At 59.5% G+C, this 17,178-nt stretch carries 14 protein-coding genes; 10 read left to right on the top strand and 4 right to left on the bottom strand.

Annotated elements, in window-relative coordinates; genetic code table 11:
- Nucleotides 1-315: 315 nt before the first annotated feature.
- The 4 genes from EXN68_RS13260 to EXN68_RS13245 are packed head-to-tail and all read left to right on the top strand — an operon-like array spanning nucleotide 316 to nucleotide 3,824.
- Nucleotides 316-1,338: an ABC transporter permease gene (locus EXN68_RS13260; RefSeq protein WP_046801475.1), complete on the top strand. Its 1,023-nt coding sequence runs from the start codon at nucleotides 316-318 to the stop codon at nucleotides 1,336-1,338.
- Nucleotides 1,338-2,225 carry an ABC transporter permease gene (locus EXN68_RS13255; protein WP_052818900.1) on the top strand — a complete coding sequence of 296 codons (888 nt, stop codon included), beginning with the start codon at nucleotides 1,338-1,340 and terminating at the stop codon, nucleotides 2,223-2,225. The genes EXN68_RS13260 and EXN68_RS13255 overlap by 1 nt, the downstream gene beginning before the upstream one ends.
- Nucleotides 2,226-2,229: 4 nt before the next feature.
- A complete protein-coding gene (locus EXN68_RS13250) occupies nucleotides 2,230-3,066 on the top strand; it encodes an ABC transporter ATP-binding protein (RefSeq protein ID WP_142841359.1) in 837 nt (278 codons plus the stop codon).
- On the top strand, nucleotides 3,066-3,824 hold the full coding sequence (locus EXN68_RS13245) for an ABC transporter ATP-binding protein (protein ID WP_142841357.1): 759 nt from the start codon (nucleotides 3,066-3,068) through the stop codon (nucleotides 3,822-3,824). The genes EXN68_RS13250 and EXN68_RS13245 overlap by 1 nt, the downstream gene beginning before the upstream one ends.
- A gap of 382 nt (nucleotides 3,825-4,206) precedes the next feature.
- Here EXN68_RS13245 and EXN68_RS13240 read toward each other — a convergent pair whose 3' ends face one another.
- The 3 genes from EXN68_RS13240 to EXN68_RS13230 all read right to left on the bottom strand — a co-directional run bounded on the left by EXN68_RS13240 (nucleotide 4,207) and on the right by EXN68_RS13230 (nucleotide 7,671).
- Complete coding sequence (locus tag EXN68_RS13240; RefSeq protein WP_142841355.1) at nucleotides 4,207-5,805, bottom strand: ABC transporter substrate-binding protein; 1,599 nt, start codon at nucleotides 5,803-5,805, stop codon at nucleotides 4,207-4,209.
- Nucleotides 5,806-5,886: 81 nt separating this feature from the next.
- Complete coding sequence (locus EXN68_RS13235) at nucleotides 5,887-6,516, bottom strand: SGNH/GDSL hydrolase family protein (protein ID WP_142841353.1); 630 nt, start codon at nucleotides 6,514-6,516, stop codon at nucleotides 5,887-5,889.
- A 6-nt stretch (nucleotides 6,517-6,522) separates the two neighbouring features.
- Complete coding sequence (locus EXN68_RS13230) at nucleotides 6,523-7,671, bottom strand: mandelate racemase family protein (protein WP_142841351.1); 1,149 nt, start codon at nucleotides 7,669-7,671, stop codon at nucleotides 6,523-6,525.
- Between the two features lie 423 nt (nucleotides 7,672-8,094).
- On the opposite strand from EXN68_RS13230, the gene EXN68_RS13225 reads away from it, so the two are divergent.
- Complete coding sequence (locus EXN68_RS13225; RefSeq protein WP_142841349.1) at nucleotides 8,095-9,123, top strand: LLM class flavin-dependent oxidoreductase; 1,029 nt, start codon at nucleotides 8,095-8,097, stop codon at nucleotides 9,121-9,123.
- Nucleotides 9,124-9,209: 86 nt separating this feature from the next.
- On the opposite strand, the gene EXN68_RS13220 is transcribed toward EXN68_RS13225, so the two are convergent.
- On the bottom strand, nucleotides 9,210-10,517 hold the full coding sequence (locus EXN68_RS13220; RefSeq protein ID WP_142841347.1) for an NtaA/DmoA family FMN-dependent monooxygenase: 1,308 nt from the start codon (nucleotides 10,515-10,517) through the stop codon (nucleotides 9,210-9,212).
- Nucleotides 10,518-10,872: 355 nt separating this feature from the next.
- Here EXN68_RS13220 and EXN68_RS13215 point away from each other — a divergent pair, with 355 nt between their 5' ends.
- The 5 genes from EXN68_RS13215 (at nucleotide 10,873) to EXN68_RS13195 (ending at nucleotide 16,936) form a co-directional block, all read left to right on the top strand.
- Nucleotides 10,873-11,940 (top strand): ABC transporter substrate-binding protein, encoded by a 1,068-nt coding sequence (locus tag EXN68_RS13215; protein ID WP_142841345.1) that lies wholly within the window; start codon nucleotides 10,873-10,875, stop codon nucleotides 11,938-11,940.
- 7 nt (nucleotides 11,941-11,947) lie between these two features.
- The gene (locus EXN68_RS13210) at nucleotides 11,948-12,844 is read left to right on the top strand and encodes an NmrA family NAD(P)-binding protein (protein WP_142841343.1); all 897 of its coding nucleotides are present in this window, start codon (nucleotides 11,948-11,950) and stop codon (nucleotides 12,842-12,844) included.
- Nucleotides 12,835-14,019: an LLM class flavin-dependent oxidoreductase gene (locus EXN68_RS13205; protein WP_142841341.1), complete on the top strand. Its 1,185-nt coding sequence runs from the start codon at nucleotides 12,835-12,837 to the stop codon at nucleotides 14,017-14,019. The genes EXN68_RS13210 and EXN68_RS13205 overlap by 10 nt, the downstream gene beginning before the upstream one ends.
- A gap of 93 nt (nucleotides 14,020-14,112) precedes the next feature.
- Nucleotides 14,113-15,312, top strand: a complete 1,200-nt coding sequence (locus EXN68_RS13200; RefSeq protein WP_142841339.1) for a M20 aminoacylase family protein — start codon at nucleotides 14,113-14,115, stop codon at nucleotides 15,310-15,312.
- Nucleotides 15,313-15,346: 34 nt separating this feature from the next.
- Nucleotides 15,347-16,936 (top strand): ABC transporter substrate-binding protein, encoded by a 1,590-nt coding sequence (locus EXN68_RS13195; RefSeq protein ID WP_161991335.1) that lies wholly within the window; start codon nucleotides 15,347-15,349, stop codon nucleotides 16,934-16,936.
- Nucleotides 16,937-17,178 lie beyond the last annotated feature (242 nt).

The raw sequence follows: 17,178 nt of genomic DNA, 5'->3' as shown, positions 1-17,178 counted from the left end.
CTTGCTCTCCCCCGGAAGCCCTCGATGTTGTCGGCAATGCCTGGAACTGCATTCGCGCCGGCATATTTTCGAAACGAAAGAATACAGGCTTTTGCGGTTGCGACAACGTAAGGGGTTTATTTTCCGGTGAAGGGGAAACCCCGGTAACTGCAGGGTGAAATTTCCACCGGGATAAATTTTTCGGAGCCTCTGGCGCTGTCGATTTTGCTGACCCGTGCTTGACAGCTTTCTACACCTGTGACAACTTGTGAATAGTTGTCAGACAGGATTGCGCATTCATCCTTGCGCCGATCGGTTTCTGGCAAGGGAGGAATCATGTCAAAAAGACGCCTTTCGCTTTATGGCCTGTCCGGCCAGATCGGAAGTATTGCCGTTACGCTGCTTGGACTGCTGCTGCTGACCTTTTTCATCGGCCGCCTGATGCCCGCCGATCCGGTGCGGGCGATCGTCGGTGAGGATGCAACCCGTGAAACCTATGAACAGGTCTATCATGCGCTCGGCTTCGACCGTCCGCTGTGGCAGCAGTTCATCTATTATCTCGGCGATGTGTTCACCGGCGATTTCGGTACTTCAATCCGCACCGGCCGACCGGTTATCGAAGATATCATCCGGGTCATGCCGGCGACGATGGAGCTTGCGACCTTCGCGATCCTGATCGGTGCCGGCCTCGGCATTCCCATGGGCGTTTATGCCGCCGTCAAGAAAGACCGCTGGCAGGACCATCTCGTGCGCGTGCTCAGCCTGTTTGGCCATTCCATGCCAATTTTCTGGACCGGCATGATCGCGCTGATCGTTTTTTACGCCCATCTCGGTCTTGTCGGCGGCGGTGGTCGCATGGACCAGTTCTATATCGGTCTGGTGGAGGAGCGGACGGGCTTTCTGCTGATAGACAGCCTGCTTGCGGGTGACATGGAAGTGTTCTGGTCGGCGATCAACCATCTCATCCTTCCCGCCGCCCTGCTCGGTTATTCCTCCTCGGCCTATATCACCCGGATGACGCGCAGCTTCATGCTGGATCAGCTGGGCCAGGAATATGTAACGACAGCCCGCGTCAAAGGCCTGTCGCAGCGACAGACGGTGTGGCTGCATGCTTTCGGCAATATCCGCGTGCAGCTCGTCACCATCATCGCCCTTGCTTACGGCTCGCTGCTGGAAGGCGCGGTGCTTATCGAGACCGTCTTCGCCTGGCCGGGTTTCGGGCAATATCTCACCAGCAATCTTATCATCGGCGACATGAATGCCGTGATGACCTGCGTGCTTATCGTCGGCGTCATCTTCATCGGGCTTAATCTCCTGTCCGACATTCTCTACCGCTTTTTCGATCCGAGGACCCGCTGATGACGGCTCGTGCAGAAACCTCCTCTCGTCTTCCGGTGCCGTTAAACGCGCTGAAGAACATCATCCTCTTCCTGCTGAAAAGCCCGACATCGGCATTCGGCCTGTTGATCTTGCTGCTGCTCGTCATTTCGGCGATTTTTGCACCGTGGCTCGCGACGCACGATCCTTACGTGCAGGATCTCGCCAACACGCTGCAACCACCGGGCAATGGCCATGTCTTCGGTACGGATGAGCTGGGACGCGATATCTACAGCCGCCTGCTCTGGGGTGCGCGCATCACGCTCACCATCATCACGCTGGTGTCGGTCATCGTCGGCCCGGTCGGCCTTCTGGTCGGCACTGCGTCCGGTTATCTCGGCGGCAAGTTCGATACGGTGATGATGCGCATCACGGATATTTTCCTGTCGTTCCCCAGCCTCATCCTGTCGCTCGCCTTCGTTGCAGCACTCGGGCCGAGCCTCAACAATGCGATCATCGCGATTGCGCTCACCTCGTGGCCGCCGATCGCGCGTCTTGCGCGCGCCGAGGCCATGACGTTTCGGAAAGCGGATTATATCGCCGCTGCGCGGCTTCAGGGCGCCTCGCCGCTGCGCATCATCGTCAAATCCATCATGCCCATGTGCCTGCCTTCGGTCCTCATCCGCCTGACGCTGAACATGGCGACCGTTATTCTGACTGCTGCCGGCCTTGGCTTTCTCGGTCTCGGCGCGCAGCCGCCGCTGCCGGAGTGGGGGGCGATGATCGCCACCGGGCGGCGTTACATGCTGGACAGTTGGTGGCTGGTGACGTTTCCCGGCGTTGCGATCCTCTCCGTCAGCCTCGCCTTCAATCTTTTAGGCGACGGCCTGCGCGATGCGCTCGATCCTAAGCAGATGAACCGGAGATAAGACGATGGAAAAACCAATCCTTGACGTCGAAAATCTCCGCATTCGTTACGGCGGCTCGGCAACCGAGGCGGTGCGCGGCATCTCCTTCACGCTTGGCCGGGAGCGGCTGGGCATCGTCGGCGAAAGCGGCTCGGGCAAATCCACCGTCGGCCGGGCTCTGCTGCGCCTTTTGCCATCGGCGACGATTACCGCCGACAAGCTCGATTTCGAGGGCCTCGATCTTCTCGCGCTGAGTGAAAAAGAAATGCTGAAGGTTCGTGGGCGACGCATGTCGATGATCCTTCAGGATCCGAAATTTTCCCTCAATCCCATTCGCCGCGTCGGCGAACAGGTAACGGAAACCTATCTTCGCCACTTCAAGGCGTCGAAATCCGAGGCTCGGGAAAAGGCGCTCGCCATGCTGGATGCGGTGAAGATCCGCGATGCTGCGCGCGTCTATGAGCAATATCCGCACGAGATTTCCGGCGGCATGGGCCAGCGCGTCATGATCGCCATGATGCTGCTCGCCGATCCAGATCTCGTCATTGCCGACGAGCCGACCTCGGCGCTGGATGTGACTGTGCGGTTGCAGGTGTTGAATATTCTCGACGGTCTGGTGCGCGATCGTGGCATTGGCCTCATCATGATCAGCCATGACCTCAACCTCGTGCGCAATTTCTGTGACCGGGTTCTCATCATGTATGCCGGCCGGGTGGTGGAAACGCTGGCCGCCCGTGATCTCGATCAGGCGCAGCACCCCTATACGCGCGGCCTTCTGGCCGCGCAGCCGCGCATCGGCGGCTCGCGCTCACCGCTTGCGGTGCTGGATCGCCGTCCCGAATGGCTGGAGGAGAACGTATAATGGCCGTTTCCGTCGAAACCCGCGATCTTTCCATCACTTTCGGCAGCGGCCATACGGCGCTGAAAGTGCTGCCCTCCGTCTCCTTCAAGGTGGAGCCGGGCGAGTGCTTCGGGCTGGTCGGCGAAAGCGGCTCGGGCAAATCCACCGTGCTGCGTTGTGTGTCGATGCTCAACGATTTCTGGAGTGGCGAAATCCTCATCAACGGCAGATCGGTTCGCGATATGCCGCTGATCGAGCGGTGCCGCATGCTGCAAATGGTATTTCAGGACCCTTACGGCTCGCTACATCCCCGCCAGTCGGTGCGCACCGTGCTTTCGGAATCGCTTGCGATCCATAAGCTCGGTGACCGTGAAGAGCGCATGCGCAAGGTCATCACCGATGTCGGCCTGCCCGTCTCCTTTCTCGACCGCTTTCCGCATCAGCTCTCCGGCGGCCAGCGGCAGCGTGTGGCGATTGCCCGTGCGCTGATCTTGGAGCCGTCGCTGCTTCTGCTTGATGAGCCGACCTCGGCGCTCGATGTCTCGGTGCAGGCGGAAATCCTCAACCTGTTGCAGCGGCTGCGGGAAGAGCGCGGTTTCACCTATATCATGGTGACCCACGATCTCGCCGTGGTCGATCACATGTGCGACCGTTTCGCCGTGATGCTGCGCGGTGAAATCACCGAAATCCTGCCGCGCGAGGCCATCGCCGGCAATGGCGCGACGCATCCCTATGCCCGCGAACTGATCGGTGCCTCACTGGAATATGAAGGTGCTTGACGCCTCCCAAAACGTGACTGTCCTCCTCCGGGGCGTCACGCATAATAACATCCTCCTTCCTTGCCCGGCCTCCCTGCCGGGCATTTTTTTTGGGGGCAGGCCAAAAATAGAAAAGGCTGGGTGATGATTGGGCCTCGTGCTGCTGACAAAGCAGAAACCTCTCTTCCGTCATGCCGGACCAGATCCGGCATCCAGCTAGCCCAAGTCCTTGGGCTGAAAGGACCTTTTCCGCCGTGCAGACGCACGTCGGCTGGATTCCGGCTCAAGGCCGGAATGACGGAGGCGATATGCTTTGCCCGTCGGAGCAGTTCTACGCGGTCTTCCCGCAAACAAAAAGGCGCGGGGTTAGCCGCGCCTTTTCATTCGCAGATAGGACGGCCGATTACCGCTCCTTGCTCACCTCTTCAAAGCGCGAAAGCCAAGGACTGACGATCATGCCCTTGACATCGCTGCGGAAGGCGGCGGTGTCGATGACTTCGGAGAAAGGCTGGATCGACATGACGATCTCGTCCATATAGCCCTGCAGGTCCTCATAAAGCTTCGTCTGTTTCGCCACGTCGCGTTCGACAAGCGCTTCTTCGATCATCTTGTTCAGCTTTTCATCGAAGAAGCTTGTCCGCCAGCTCTGGTAATTGGTGAGCTTGGCGTCATCGGCATTGTTGGGATTATAGGCGATGGAGCGCAGGTTGTTGTCGGGATGCGGCTGCTGGCCGCCGCCGCCGCGGCCGAGCAGCAGTTCGAAATTCCGCTCGCGCATGGCGCCGTAGATCTGGTCGCCGGAGCCGCTGATCAGCTCGGCCTGAATGCCGGCCTGCGCCAGCGTGTTCTGGATCGCCGTTGCCGCCTTCATAAAGGGGTCTTCAGAGAGAACGCGCAGCGTCGTCTTGAAACCGTTCGGATAACCGGCCTCGGCCAGAAGCGCCTTGGCTTTTTCGATGTCGAGCTTGTAGCCCTGATCCGGCAGTGCGCCCATGACGCCGGTGCTGAGGGAGCGCTGATGCAGCTTGCCGTAATAGGGCATGACCGCCTTGTCGAGACCGTCGTAATCAATCAGGTAACGCAGGGCTTCGCGCACCTTCTTGTTGGCGAATTTCTCATCCTTCATCGAAACGCTGAGGTAATAAAAGCCGGAGCCGGGGGTGGATTCGATGGTGACGGCCTTGTCGGCCTCAAGCGATTTCAGGTCTGGGGCTTGCAGGGAATAGGCAACATCGATATCGCCTTTTTCCAGCATCAGGCGCTGCGATTGCGATTCCGGCAGATGACGCATTAGAATGCGCTTCATCTTGGCCTTCTCACCCCAATAATCGTCGTTGCGGGTGAGGATGATATATTCGTTGGATTTCCATTGCGTCAGCTTGAAGGGGCCGGAGCCGGCGGAATTCAGCGTCAGCCATGCGCCACCAAGATCGCCGTCCTTTTCATTTTCAAGCGCGGTCTTGCTGTCGATGATCGAGCCGGGGCCGTTCTGCGCTAGGATCATCAAGAGAAGATTGGGGTCGTCAGGCTTCGGAATATTCAGCACGAAGGTCTGGTCGTTTTCGGCAACGAACAGCTTGTCGGCTTCCTCCAGCTTGAAACCACGGGTTTTCAGGAAGGAAGATTGCGCCAGGTTGCGGGCGAGCAGGCGTTTCAGGCTCCACGCCACGTCCTTTGCCGTCACGGCATTGCCGGAGGCGAATTTGGCATCGGCGCGCAGATGGAAGCGGATGGATTTCCGGTCTTCGGCAATTTCCCAACGTTCCGCGAGGCGGGGCTGCACGCTGCGATCTTCAGGCGAAAGCACGACCAGCGTGTCATAGACGTTGTTCAAGACCTGCACGGTCTCGCGGCCGGTGATGGCGGCGGGATCGAGGGTGAGGATATTGCTCATGGTTGTGGCGACGATGAGCTGGTCTTTCGGCGTTTCAGCGAAAACACTGAGCGGCATGGCGCCGATCAGCAATGCGCCAAGCGCTGCGGTTGCAAGAAAATGTTTCATTTTTCCTCCCAATACGGCCGGTTCATACGGCCTTTCCACGTTTTGATCCTCGCGCCCGGTTCCTCCTCGGGCGTCGCAGGATCAGCCAAGAATCTCTCTGACGGGTGCTGCGAGCGCCCGGCCGATTGCCGCCGTTGCCGGCGCGTCCAGATGCACGCCATCCACCGGTGAGGCGCTGGCAACTGATCCGGCATCAAAGAAGGCATGACCGAGTTCGGCAGCGAGTTTGTGGTAAAGCGGCGCAAGCCTGAGCGATTGGCCGATGTCCCGCCCACCCGCGGGTTCTCCGCCGGGGCCTGCGACGCAGGGCGGCGGTGCGACGATCAGCAGTTTTGGTACGGCCTCGCGCGGCTTGTAGATAAAGGTTTCGACAATCTGGGCCAGCCGTCGCATGCCGGAAACTGCGGCTTCCGCCCGCCCGCCATGCACCGGCTTGATATCGTTGGTGCCCAGCATGATGATGACGAGATCAAGCGGCATGTGGCAGGACAGCGCGACTTCAAGCGCCCGCGCGCCATTGCGGCAGGCGGGGCCGGCATGGTCGTCGTAGCAGGTGGTGCGCCCGCCAAGCCCCTCGGGGTGAACCTTCGCCTTCCCGGCAAGCGCGGCCTCCAGAACCTCCGGCCAGCGGTGTTCGGCAGGGTGCCGCAGACCCGTTGCCGGGTCAGCACCCCAGGTGAGGCTGTCTCCGAAGGCGAGCACCGTTTTCATCGCCCGTTACCTCACCCGATTGTTGTCGATGAAGGTAAAATCGATGTCCTCGCCAAGGCCCGGCCGGTCAGGGACATGCACGAAGCCGTCGCGATCCATCGGGTCGGACAGCGATTTCAGATAATCGTGGCCGTCATCATATTCGAGGAAGGGGTGCAACAGGCCGCGCTCATACCAGCGGCAATTCTTGGTGGCGGCGACAACGTGCAGGTTCATGGCTGTATTGCCATGCACTTCGCATTCCATGCCGAAGGCCTCGGCCAGATGCATGGTCTTCAGCGCCGGAGTGATGCCACCGACATCGTTGACGCCAGTGCGCAGAATATCGCAGGCACCGGCCTTGATCCATTCGGCGCGATGCCAATGCTTGCCGGCAGCGCTTTCCGGGCCGACGACCGGAATATCGAGATTGTCGGAAAGCCATTTGTAGGAGGACAGCGACTGTTCATCCATCGGCTCCTCGATCCAATCGAAACCGAGTTTTTCGAGGCCACGCCCCAGCGCCAGCGCATCGGTGCGGGAGTACCAGTGGAAAGCGTCGATCATCAGGCGAATATCGGGGCCGACCGCCTCACGCACGGCGGCGCAGGCCTTGAGGTCCATCTTCACATCCGGAGCCCAGCTGACGGGCGGCATCCAGGTGTGCAGCTTGATGCCCTTGTAACCGCGCTTTACCAGCGTTTCGGCAAAACGACCGTAATCTTCCGGCGTCGCCAGCCCGCCTTCCAGCTCGTCACCGCACATGATCGAGCCATAGGCCAGCACCTTGTCGCGATAACCGCCGATCAACTTGTATACAGGTTGGTTGAGCGAGCGCCCGGCAAGGTCCCACAATGCGCAATCCACCACCGCCAATGTGCGGTCCGTCAGCTGTGCGGCCGAACCGCGCTGCCAGTGGGCAAGATCCTGCCACAGCCGTTCGCGGTCGCGATGGTCTTCACCGATCAGGACTTTCTTGGCGAATTTTTCGATGACATGCGGGCGAACGATCTCCGGCGCGGTGAAGGAGTGGCCTTCCTGCCCATCTTCCGTACGGATGGTCAGCATGGCCTGTTCCACCTGATGCGCCGGCCCCGGATGCGCGTGACCGGCGCTGTCCGAGTGGCGACGGGTCGTCGTGCGGAAAACACGGACCTCGACGTCGGTGATGATCATAATTCCTCCCTCATGCAGGTATCGCAGCGTTCATGATTGCTGCAATGTCATACATGTCTGTGTTATTTGTCAACATGTATGATAATCTGTATTACATGTTTGAGGCGGAAATCAAGTTTTTTGTCGGATAGCCCGTAACTGGCGTCGTAGGCCAGACCGGCTTTGTGGCTGTTAGGAGCTGCGAAGGGGACGGGGGAAGTGGAGAGCAGGACGCGGCAAGATCGTCGCGAATAACCTATAATTTTAGTAGACTATTAAATCGCGCAACGATCTTTCAACAATGACCGGGACTATAAAAGACCATGCCGTGCAAGCTGTGCCCTTCATCGGGCATTCTGCCGGAGTATGCGCGGCACGGAAGAACGGCCGCAGCAGCATCGCCTGAGCCCGTCTTCCGTCAACAACCATTCCCGGACGTTCACTATGCCTCTTTCCCGTATTTCCCATTTCGCCTTTCTGGTTCCCGGCAATTATCACGATGATGACCCTGCAAAGGGGCTGGAAGAGACCCTGCAGCTTTTCGAAGCCGGGGAGGCGCTGGGTTATCACAGCGCCTGGGTGCGTCAGCGCCATCTGGAACGGGGCGTTTCCTCGGCAGCCACTTTTCTTGCCGCTGCATCGCAGCGCACGAAGCGGATCGGGCTTGGCACCGCCGTCATTCAGCTGGGTTATGAAAATCCCTTCAGGCTGGCCGAAGATCTCGCCACGGTTGATGTCCTGTCACACGGGCGGCTGAATGTTGGCGTTTCGGTGGGCGCGCCGCCCTTTGCGCATCTCATTTCGGACTATGTCGATATCGCTGCCGATGCCGATTACAGCCACGCCCGTGCGGAAAAGCTGGCGAAAGCTTTGAGATCGGAACCTTTGTCCAATGACACGGAGGCCGGCAATGCCGCTGGTGCGCAGGTGCCGCGCCTTCGGCCCTTCGCCAGGGGTTTGACCGACCGGCTGTGGTATGGCGGCGGATCGCAGAACTCCGCCCGTTGGGCCGGCAGGGCCGGGTTCAATCTTCTGACCGGTAATATCGTCAGCGGTGAAAATACCGATGATTTTCTGACCGCACAGGCAGCTCTTGTCGCCCGCTTCCGGCAGGAATGGGCGCATGAGCGCCAGCCGCGTGTCGCGCTGGGACGGGTGATCCTGCCAACCGATAGCGCAAGCCCCGCGACCCGCCGTCGTTATGCCGAATTCGCCGCTGAGCGTGACAAGCGCACACATACGCCGCATGGCGCGCGCCGCACGCTTTTCCTGCCCGACATTGTTGGCACGACTGAGGAGATTCTGGAGACGCTGTCGCGTGATCCCGTGCTGCCGCATGTCTCGGAATTCCGTCTGGAATTGCCCTATGAGTTCCAGCCGGAAGATTATCGCCAGATCGTCACGGATTTCGCCTCCGTCGTGCCGCAGCTTTCCGGCGGCCGGCCGGTTTTGAAAGTGGCGGCGGGTCAATAATATGTCCCTGGCACCCGCCATTGCCGGGAACGGCACAAATGGCGGGCGATGGAGGTGTGGCGCTTTACCCGCGCCACATCCTTGGTTCAATCGGGATAAGGCAGACCATAGCGGTCGCGGATCGTCGCACCGTCATATTCACGCGGATAAACGCCGCGGTCCTGCAGCACCGGCACGACCTTTTCGACAAATTCGGCGATATCATCGGGCGCGCGTGGTGGCTGCAGGGTGTAGCCATCCACCGTGCCATCCTGCCAGAGGTCGATGATGCCATCCGCCACCTCTTCCGGTGTGCCAAGCAGCAGCCGGTGGTGCCCCTCGGAGCGGCGCACGGCCTCACGCGCGGTGAGCTTTTCATGGGTCAGCAGCTCGGAAAGGCCAAGCCCCATGCCAACGGCCCATTGCCGGTTCTGGTCGGGAATGAAGCGCTCGCCATCGAGTTTTATATCCGGGTTGAAATCGCGCGGATCAATGCCGTTTTCCTTGGCGAAACGCGCCAGAAGCCCGTCTTCCGAGCCGGTCCCGCTGAAGAGTTCATGCTTGCGCAGCGCTTCCTCACGGGTCTCGCCGAGAATGACGACAAGGCCAGGAACGATGCGGATGCCGGCGGGATCGCGGCCGAAAGAGACAGCACGGTCACGCACCTTTTTGCCGAAGGCCTGACCCGCCGGGCGTGACAGGATGTTGCAATAGATGATCTCGCCATGGCGAGCCGCCAGATCGATGCCACCTTCGGACGCGCCGGCCTGCGCGATGACGGGATGTCCCTGCGGCCCGCGTGGAACGTTGAGCGGCCCTTTTACGTGGAAATATTGCCCCTCGTGATCGATGGTTTCCGCCGTTGCCGCATCCCAGAAGCGATCTTCCGGCACGTCTCCCTCACGGCGCGGATCCCAGCTCGACCAGAGCTTTTTCGCGACATCGAGAAATTCGGTGGCCTTGGCATAACGTTCGCTGCGTGGTGGCAGCGGATCGTTGCCGAAATTGGCCGCGACATTGGGATTGAAGGAGGAGACGATGTTGACGATCAGCCGGCCGCCGGTGACTACGTCAATAGACTGAGTCCGTCTCGCAAAATTATACGGTGAATTATAGGTGGAGGATATCGTCGCCACAAAACCGATATCCGGCACCTGCGCGGCAAGTGAGGTGGAGAGGATGAGCGGGTCGATGGTGTGAAATGGGCGGCTGGCCGGATCGGTCAGCAGCGCCGGGTGGTCGGAGAGGAAAACGGCGTCGAACCGGCCTTTGTGGGCCAGTTCCGTCAGCCGCCGATAATAGCCGATATCATTGATATCGTGCCGGTCTCCGCTTCTGTATTTCCAGGCATTGGGAAGATATCCCGTTGTATTGATGCCGACATTGAGGTTGAGCCGGCGTTTGGTGTTGCTCATGCTTTTATTTTTCCGTCTGTATGGGATTTCCAGCCTGTGGCGGGTGTAATTATCCGAAAGCGTAACAGCCGCGATTGCGGTCGCGAGTTAAAAATCCTTGCTACTGGGAGAAGAAAAACTTTCGAGCCATGGCTTTTCCGGCTCCCACGTGAATGCCCCTGATAGGAGTGGCTGCGTTGGGCGTTGTGTTCGAAAATGACGCCATTTTCGAAAGGATATTTCCTTCACTGTGCGAGGGCCTAGTGTTATGGAAACGAATTTCTTCAATCGCCTCCTAAATAGTACACTTTATCTATAGAAAATACCCTGCGGCGTGTAGCGTGCTGTCCAGATCGCAATTTCGAGGACGACCGCCATGGCTGATGCCGCCCTTCGCCAAGCAACCCAACCCGTGACGCTCTGGTACACCCGCTGCCCAGCACCAACGCCGCTTTCGATCGCGGTGCAGCTTGGCTGGATAGAGGAGCGTTTTGCCGGTCATGGCATCTCCGTTTCCTCCATTCGTGATGCGGCTGATCCGGCTATCAGGCAGAGCCATTTTGATCATCGGCTGGACTGGTCCTTCCGCCAGGGCGGCAACATTCCGCCAATATGGGCGAAGGCGGGTGGCCGGCAGACGCGGCTGGTGGGGCTGACGAGAACCGATGAGTTTCAGGCGGTCATTGCGTTGCCCGCAAGTGGAATAAGCAAGGGCCGCGATTTGAAGGGGCGGCGCATCGGCCTGCCGAAACGTCCGAATGAAACCATCGATTTCCAGCGCGCCACGTCGCTGAAGGGCATCGTGTCGGCACTCACCGTTTCCGATCTCACCGTTGCCGATGTCGAACTCGTCGATCTGACAGCAAGAGAGCCGGTGCTGCTTGGTCCAACGGATGAGCGCTTCCATGGCCTGCGCCGGCGGCTTCCCTATGGCGAGGAAATTGCAGCACTGCACCGCGGCCAGATCGATGCATTTTTCGTCAAGGGCGCCGAAGGTGTCACCGTCGCCAATCTCATCGGTGCTCAGGTCGTCGTCTCGACCGGGTTTCATCCCGATCCGAAAATCCGCATCAACAACGGCACGCCACGTCCCTTGACGGTGGACGCCACCTTTGCCGATGAGCGGCCCGATCTGGTGGCGGAACTGGTGGCCACCGTTCAGCGGGTTGCCCAGTGGGCAAATGACAATCCGGCGGAGGCCGTGCGTTTCATCGCCCGCGAGATCGGCGTCAGCGAAGAGGCGGTCTTGGCTGCCAATGGCGCGGATGTGCACCAAAATCTGCGGCTCGATCTCGATGCGGCGGAGCTGGATGCGCTGAGCCATTTCAAGGATTTCCTGCTGGAATGGAAATTTATCCCTGACGATTTCGATGTGCGGGACTGGGCCGATCCACGTGCTCTTTCTTCACTGCAAGAGACCGCACAACACAAAGCTGGAAAGTGAGGACGTCATGGCAGCCACCATTCTTGTAACGGGTGCAACTGGCAAGCTCGGCCAGCGTGTCGTTAGCCGTCTTTTGCAAAAACAGGAGAGCGTTCGCGTGCTGACCCGCAGGCGCGAGGATGCACTGAAACTGTGGGGTGACAGGGTCGAGATTGCGGAGGGGAATTTTTCTGATCCGGCCAGCCTGAAGGAGGCTTCACGCGGCATAAATGCCGTCTTTGTGCTTTCCCCCATCGGTGAAACGCTGACTGTTGACCAGAAGGCGGTCATCGATGCGGCCCTCTCGGCCGGTGCTTTGCGGATCGTAAAAATATCCGGCTCCGACTGGACCATTAAAAATGCCGCCCGCTCCATCTCGGGTGCGGCGCATGCCGAGGTGGAAGCGTATCTCGCCAGAACCGGTATAGCACATACGGTGCTGCGGCCGAATGCATGGATGCAGGTGGCGCTGGAACCCGTTGTCGCCGCGCTGCGCAAGGGAGAGGATGTGCCCGCCCGGTTCGGCAATGCGGCCGTCTCCTTCATCGATGCCGACGATATCGCCGATGTGGCGGTTCACGCGCTGACTGCCGACGCAGCGCTTGCCGGCCCCCTGGTGCTGACCGGCGGCGAAGCCCTGACGGGGCTGGAGATCGCCCGCATTGCGGCCCGTATCCTGCATCGGCCGGTTGGTGTTTCGCATGATGCCGTGCTGGCTTTTCCACCGGATATCGGCGTGTTCGAACAGAAAGCGATCGGCGAATTCGGTCAGCTCATCCGCGAAGGTCTGGCGGCATCCGTCACCGATACCATCGACCGGATCACCGGTCGTCAACCCCGGGGCGTGGAGAGCTACCTGCGCACCCGGTTGGCCGCAGCCGCACCGCAGGGTGATCATTCCGAGGGAGAAAAGACATGGCGCTGAGTGTTCCTTTGCCCGATGGTTCGGAGCTGAAAGGTCTCGAACTGAAAAGTCCCGCCGATTTCGAAGACAGCCCGCTGAGCCGAGCGGTGAAGCAGCCGTTGATGCTGGGCCTGTTCCTCAATCTGCAGGACATCAATTTCTCCAGCCTGCCGACCAGCAACAGCTGGACTTTCGACTATAACGTCGAACTGGTGAAGCGGGCGGAGGAACTTGGTTTCGAAATCGCCTTCAGCCGCACCCAATGGCTGCCCAAGGGCGGATATGACGGCGAATCCTCACTCGACAGTTTCATCGCGCTCGGCGCCATGGCGGCGGTGACGAAGAGCATTCTGCTGATCTCCACCATCCATGTACTTTATGGGCCTCTGCATCCGCTGCATCTCGCCAAATATGGCGCGACGCTGGATCATATCGCCAAGGGGCGCTGGGGCATCAATATCGTCACCGGCCACCGCGCCATCGAGCACGAAATGTTCGGCTGGCAGCGGATCGACCATGACAGGCGTTATGACATGGCCGGTGAATTGTTCGATGTGCTTCACCGCCTGTGGGGTGAGACAGAAAACTTCTCCTATGAAGGCAAACTAAACCCGTGGGCGATCAACAATGGCTGGATCACGCCGAAACCCGCCTTTGGCCGCCCGCCGCTGGTGACGGCGACGGGGTCGCCCGCCGGTATCGATTTCGCCGCCCGCAATTCCGATCTGGTTTTCGTCACTTCGCCAGGCGGCGCGCATATAGACAGCGCGCTGGAAACCCTTCCCGATCATGTCGCAACGATCAAGAACCGTGCCAAAGCCTATGGCCGGCAGGTGAAGACGCTCATCAATCCGATCATCGTCAGTCGCGACACGGAAAAGGAGGCGATCGCTTATGCCGATGCCATCGAGGCTGGAAAACCGCAGGCTGGCACGCGCGCCTTCGCCACCAACAATTACGACAGCGACGCCCATGCCTGGCGCGGCCGCGGCGATGTGCGCCACAAGCAGGGGCGCAATCTCGGCGGCAATATCGAAATCATCGGTTCGCCGGAACAGGTAGTCGAGCAGCTTGTCGGTTTAAAAAAGGCCGGCATCGATGGAGTTCAGCTGAATTTCTACGATTTCCGTGAAGACCTTGATTACTTCGCCGAGCGCATTCTGCCCTTGATGAAGGAGGCTGGCCTGAGGCTCTGACGCCTTACCAGCCCTGATTTTCCAGTTCCGAAGCTAACCCCCTTCGCAATCGCCCGATTGCGAAAACGATATTGTTTGCCCTGAGGAGATACCGTGAATATCGCCGTCGATCCCGTCAAAACATCAGCACCGAAAATTCTGGACCGGATCGGGACCTATGTTCCCGAACTCGTCTCCATCCGCCACGATCTGCACCAGCATCCGGAAATCGGCTTCGAGGAGGTAAGGACCTCGGGCATCGTCGCTGAAAAGCTCGCCTCCTGGGGCATCGAGGTGCATCGCGGTTATGGCAAGACCGGCCTGGTCGGCGTGTTGCACGGCCGCCATGCGGGTAACCGGTCCATCGGGCTCAGGGCCGATATGGACGCCCTGCCGATGCCGGAGGAAACCGGACTGCCCTATTCGTCGGTTTATCCCGGCAAGTTCCACGGTTGCGGACATGATGTGCACACTACCATCCTGCTCGGCACCGCCCGTTATCTGGCGGAAACCCGCGATTTCGCCGGCACGGTGGTGTTCATTTTTCAGCCGGCCGAGGAAGGTCTTGGCGGCGCGCGCGCCATGATTGCCGATGGGCTATTCAAGGATTTCCCTGTCGACGAGATTTATGGTCTGCATAATTCCACCCATGCCGCGCCCAATCATCTGAAGGTTTCGCCCGGCACCATTCTGGCAGGTGCGGATTTCTTCGATATTCGGCTGAAGGGCAGGGGCGCCCACGCCGCCCACCCCGATGTCTCGCGCGACCCGGTGCCGGCCACGGGCGAACTCATCCAGGCCTTGCAGACGATCGTCAGCCGCAACGTGCCGCCGACCGATCCCGCCGTGCTGTCGATCACGCGCATCGAGGCGGGGTCGGCCTATAATGTCATTCCCGAAACGGCCTCGATTGCCGGAACGGTGCGGGCTTTTTCCGACAGCGTGCGCGAAACCATCCGGGAGCGCATCCGCACGATTTCCGATCACCTTGCCGCCGCCCATGGCCTGACCGCCGAGGTGGATATTCGCGACATATTCTCGGTTCTCACCAATGACGATGCGTCCGTGGAGACCGTTGCCGGCGTGGCACGGGAGGTTCTGGGAGACGAGCGCGTCTCCACCGAGCCGGGCCGCTTCATGGGCAGTGAGGATTTCGCCGATCTCCTGAAACACGCGCCCGGCGCATTTTTCACCCTTGGCCATTCCGGCACCGTGCCTGCCCACAATCCCGGTTTCATCGTCGATGACGCCATCCTGCCGGTTGGCGCCACGCTGTTTGCCCGCCTGGTGGAGACGCGGCTGAAGGCTGCCTGAACATTTGAAAACAATTTCACAAAGGGAAACATCCATGAATATTACAAGACGTAAGACATTGCTTTTGAGTGCCGCGCTTGCCGGGGCCATGCTGTTGCCGTCCTTGCCCGCACTGGCGGCGGAAACGCCGAAAAAGGGCGGGATCGTTACTCTTGCGGGTCTCGGCGAGCCGACGACGCTGGTGCCGCTTTCCGATTCCAATACGCGCACCCGCGCCATTTCCACGAAAATTCTTGAAGGGCTGGTGCGGTTCGACGGCGAGTTCAAACCGCATCCGGTTCTGGCGGAAAGCTGGGAAACATCGGCAGACGGGCTGCGCCACACGTTCAAACTGCGCAAGGGCGTAAAATGGCATGACGGCAAGGATTTCACCGCGCAGGATGTCAAATTTTCGCTGCTCGCCTTCAAGAAGGTCGGTCCGCGCGGGCGTATCACCTTTGCCAATATTGCCGATATCGAAACGCCCGATCCGCTGACGGCGGTGGTGGTGCTTTCCAAACCCGCACCCTACCTTCTGCGGGCGCTGACGGGCGGCGAAACGCCCATACTGCCGGCCCACGCCTATGCTTCGGAAAACTACAATGAAAGCCCGAACGGCAATGCGCCCATCGGCACCGGCCCCTTCGTGTTCGAGGAATGGAAACGCGGCAGCTATGTGAAGCTGAAGAAGAACCCGCATTACTGGCAGGCCGATCTGCCTTATCTCGATGGTTTCGTGGCACGCTTCGTTGCGGATGCGGCCTCCACCACCATTTCCGTGGAAACGGGGGAGGCGGATTACACCGCTGACGTTTCCTACAGCGATCTGGAGCGTCTTCGGCAAAATCCGAAGCTTGCGGTGGAGGTCTATACAGACTCCTATCTCAACAATGCCGCCATCTTCGAGTTCAATCTGGAAAACCCGATCCTCGCCAAGAAGGAAGTCCGGCACGCGCTGGCCCATGCCATCGACCGCGATTTCATCAATGACGCGATCTTCTTCGGAACGGCCAAACCTGCTGGCTCAAACATCCCGGCTGTCTTCACCGCCTATAATGATGAAAAGCCTTTCACCTATCCCTTCGATCTCGCCAAAGCGAACGAATTGCTAGACAAGGCTGGTTACCCGAAAGGTGCTGATGGCACCCGTTTTTCGCTGCGGCTCGCCTTCCTGCCATCCGACGTCTTCCGCAAAACAGCCGACTATCTGCGCTCTTCCTTCGGCAAACTCGGCGTGAAGGTAGACATCGTCGAAGGCGATCTCGCCACCTTCATCAAGCGCGTTTACACCGAGCGCGGTTTTGACCTGACGGTGAACGGCATCAGCCGGCTGTTCGATCCAACGGCGGGCGTGCAGCGTCTCTACTGGTCCGATGGCATCAAGAACCCGGCGCCTTACGTCAATGCCGCCCACTACAATAACCCCAAGGTGGATGATCTTTTCCGTGCGGCCGCCATCGAGGTGGATGAAACGAAGCGGGCGGCGCAATTCCACGACATCCAGAAAATCACTGGTGACGACCTGCCGAATTTCTCCATCGTCGCTTTGCCGACCGTCATTCTGCGCAATACCAGTCTGAAGTCGCTCGTCACGACCATCGACATTGCCTATGGGGATTTGTCGACGGCCTGGAAAAGCGAGTAAGCGTCTTGAAATGTGAGTTCATCCCCACTCCGTCACCCCGGACTTGATCCGGGGTCCAGCGCGATCAAGTCCTTGATCACGAGAGACTCTTTCACGGCGCAGACGCGCCGTGGCTGGATGCCGGATCAAGCTGTAGCGCGCAAAATCGGCTGGCAGGAAATGCAAGATCACTTGGCAACAATTTTGTTGCGCTTGGAGCGCTCATTTATGCGGATCGATTCCCAATATCGGTAGGCCGAATT

Origin of the sequence: Martinezella rhizogenes, assembly GCF_007002745.1 — a bacterium.
GTDB lineage: Bacteria > Pseudomonadota > Alphaproteobacteria > Rhizobiales > Rhizobiaceae > Agrobacterium > Agrobacterium cucumeris.
Note: the sequence above shows the minus strand (reverse complement) of the source record. Positions and strands in the feature narration are given on the sequence as shown.